This is a genomic window from Niveispirillum sp., from assembly GCF_052437035.1.
Taxonomy (GTDB): Bacteria; Pseudomonadota; Alphaproteobacteria; order Azospirillales; family Azospirillaceae; genus Niveispirillum.
This window is the reverse complement of the sequence record NZ_JBQVOH010000025.1, coordinates 1-2,845: the sequence shown is the minus strand read 5'-3', so window position 1 is coordinate 2,845 and position 2,845 is coordinate 1. Positions and strand designations below refer to the sequence as shown.

Below are 2,845 nucleotides of genomic sequence, written 5' to 3'. Positions count from 1 at the left end.
CACCCGCATCGTGATCCGCGCCACCGGCTCGGTGGATTCGGGCCGCTCGGGCGTGGACATCTACACGCTGCAGAAGTTCCAGCGTTCGAACCAGAACACCTGCATCAACCAGCGTCCGCTCGTGCGGATGGGCGACCGGGTCAACAAGGGCGACATCATCGCCGACGGCCCGTCGACCGATCTGGGCGATCTGGCGCTGGGCCGCAACGTGCTCGTCGCGTTCATGCCGTGGAATGGCTACAACTACGAGGACTCCATTCTCCTCTCCGAGCGCATCGTCGCCGACGACGTCTTCACCTCGATCCATATCGAGGAGTTCGAGGTCATGGCGCGCGACACCAAGCTCGGGCCTGAGGAGATCACGCGCGACATTCCGAACGTTTCGGAAGAGGCGCTGAAGAACCTCGACGAGGCCGGCATCACCTATATCGGTGCGGAAGTGCAGCCGGGAGACATCCTGGTCGGCAAGATCACGCCGAAGGGCGAAAGCCCGATGACGCCGGAGGAGAAGCTCCTGCGGGCGATCTTCGGTGAGAAGGCCTCGGATGTTCGTGACACCTCCATGCGGATGCCGCCCGGCACCTTCGGCACCGTCGTCGAGGTGCGCGTCTTCAACCGCCACGGCGTGGAGAAGGACGAGCGCGCCATGGCGATCGAGCGCGAGGAGATCGAGCGTCTGGCCAAGGACCGCGACGACGAGCAGGCGATCCTCGATCGCAACGTCTACTCGCGCCTTGCCGACATGCTGACCGGCAAGCAGGCGATCGCTGGGCCGAAGGGCTTCAAGAAGGGCGACGCGCTCACCCGTGACGCGCTGACCGACTACCCGCGTTCGCAGTGGTGGCAGTTCGCCGTCGAGGACGAGAAGATCCAGGGCGAGCTCGAAGCGCTTCGTGCACAGTACGACGAGTCCAAGAAGGCGCTCGAGCAGCGCTTCATGGACAAGGTCGAGAAGGTGCAGCGCGGCGACGAGATGCCGCCCGGCGTCATGAAGATGGTCAAGGTCTTCGTCGCCGTGAAGCGCAAGATGCAGCCCGGCGACAAGATGGCCGGCCGTCACGGCAACAAGGGCGTCGTGTCGCGGATCGTCGCGGTCGAGGACATGCCGTTCCTCGAAGACGGCACCCATGCCGACATCGTGCTCAATCCGTTGGGCGTGCCGTCGCGCATGAATGTCGGGCAGATTCTCGAAACGCATCTCGGCTGGGCCTGTGCCGGCATGGGACGCAAGATCGGGGAGCTGATCGAGGCCTATAACGAGAATGGCGAGATCAAGCATCTGCGCGCCACGATCGAGGACATCATCCCGGCCAACGACCGCAACGAACCGGTCCGCGACTATGATGACGAGTCGATCCTGCGTCTGGCGGACCAGATGAAGCACGGCGTCACCATCGCGACGCCGGTCTTCGATGGCGCCAACGAGGCGGACATCAACGAGCTGCTGACGCAGGCGGGGCTTCATACGAGCGGTCAGTCGACCGTCTATGACGGCCGTACGGGCGAGCCGTTCGACCGCAAGGTGACGATGGGCTACATCTACATGCTCAAGCTTCACCACCTGGTCGACGACAAGATCCACGCCCGCTCGATCGGACCCTACTCGCTCGTCACCCAGCAGCCGCTGGGCGGCAAGGCGCAGTTCGGTGGCCAGCGCTTCGGCGAGATGGAGGTCTGGGCGCTCGAGGCTTACGGCGCCGCCTACACGCTGCAGGAAATGCTGACCGTTAAGTCGGACGACGTGGCGGGCCGCACCAAGGTCTACGAGGCCATCGTGCGCGGCGACGACACGTTCGAGGCGGGCATTCCCGAGAGCTTCAACGTTCTCGTCAAGGAAATGCGCTCGCTCGGCCTCAACGTCGAACTGGAAAACACCCAGGCCGACCTCGAGCAGCAGCAGTTGCCCGACGCGGCGGAATAAGGATCGGGGCGCCGCAGCGATGCGGCGCCCGTCCTCTCGCCGGTCCGGTGGGGCCGGTGTCCAGATATCGAGATATTCAAACGATCAGGGCGCGTCGCGCCTCATCGTTTTTCCAGGGAAGGGGCGTTTCGCCCCGATAAGGAGAACGGCATGAACCAAGAGGTCATGAATCTTTTCAATCCTCAGGCGCCGGCCCAGACCTTCGATTCCATCCGGATTTCGCTGGCCAGCCCGGACAAGATTCTCTCCTGGTCCTACGGCGAGATCAAGAAGCCGGAAACCATCAACTACCGTACGTTCAAGCCCGAACGCGACGGCCTGTTCTGCGCGCGAATCTTCGGCCCCATCAAGGACTACGAGTGCCTGTGCGGCAAGTACAAGCGCATGAAGTACAAGGGCGTCATCTGCGAGAAGTGCGGCGTCGAGGTCACGCTGTCGCGCGTGCGCCGTGAGCGCATGGGTCACATCGAGCTCGCTGCGCCCGTCGCGCATATCTGGTTCCTGAAGTCGCTGCCGAGCCGCATCGGCACGCTTCTCGACATGACGCTGAAGGACATCGAGCGCGTTCTCTATTTCGAGAACTACATCGTCACCGAGCCGGGCCTGACCGCGCTGAAGGAGCACCAGCTTCTCAGCGAGGAAGACTACATGATGGCCGTCGACGAATATGGCGAGGATTCGTTCACCGCCATGATCGGCGCCGAGGCGATCCACGACCTTCTCGCGTCCATGGACCTCGAGAAGATCGCGGGCGACCTGCGTTCCGAACTCGCGACCACGACGTCCGACCTGAAGCAGAAGAAGCTTCTGAAGCGTCTCAAGGTCGTCGAGAACTTCATGGAATCGGGCAACCGTCCCGAGTGGATGATCATGAAGATCGTCCCCGTCATCCCGCCGGACCTGCGCCCGCTGGTTCCGCTGGAC

Annotated in this window: 1 protein-coding gene and 1 pseudogene; both read left to right on the top strand. The window is 63.2% G+C overall.

Features of this window, described 5'->3' with window-relative positions:
- Nucleotides 1-1,921: DNA-directed RNA polymerase subunit beta (gene rpoB, locus ACT6Q8_RS25430; RefSeq protein ID WP_444739470.1), on the top strand; the 1,921-nt coding region annotated here is incomplete at its 5' end.
- Nucleotides 1,922-2,086: 165 nt separating this feature from the next.
- Nucleotides 2,087-2,845 (top strand): annotated as a pseudogene (locus ACT6Q8_RS25425) (DNA-directed RNA polymerase subunit beta'); the annotation flags it as partial.